At 46.1% G+C, this 423-nt stretch carries 1 rRNA gene; it reads right to left on the bottom strand.

What is annotated here, in order from left to right:
- Positions 1-423, bottom strand: a 23S ribosomal RNA gene (locus V3391_RS17550); the annotation flags it as partial.

The raw sequence follows: 423 nt of genomic DNA, 5'->3' as shown, positions 1-423 counted from the left end.
GAGTCTGATCACTGCGGCCCGTTCAAGCTTATAAAGTTAATTAATCACTTTACTTGGGCGTTCCTTCTCCCGAAGTTACGGAACTAATTTGCCGAGTTCCTTAACCAGAGTTCTCTCGCTCGCCTTAGTATTCTCTACTTGTCCACCTGTGTCGGTTTGGGGTACGGGCACTATTAAAACTAACTAGAAGTTTTTCTTGGAAGCATGGAATTAATGACTTCGCCTAAAAAGCGGCTCGGACTCGTGTCTCAGGTTTACAGTTAACGGATTTGCCTATTAACTACCCTACACACTTACCCCAGGACAACCATCGCCTGGGTTCATCTATCCTTCTCCGTTACTCCATCGCTAATCTAGTAATATGTGGGTCGGTAGGCCCCGAAGGGCTTTCCTTAGCAACACATATTCGATTTTGGGCGCGTT

Source organism: Luteimonas flava, assembly GCF_036584485.1.
In the GTDB taxonomy this organism is placed as follows: Bacteria; Pseudomonadota; Gammaproteobacteria; order Xanthomonadales; family Xanthomonadaceae; genus Luteimonas; species Luteimonas flava.
This window is presented reverse-complemented; position numbering and strand designations above follow the sequence as displayed.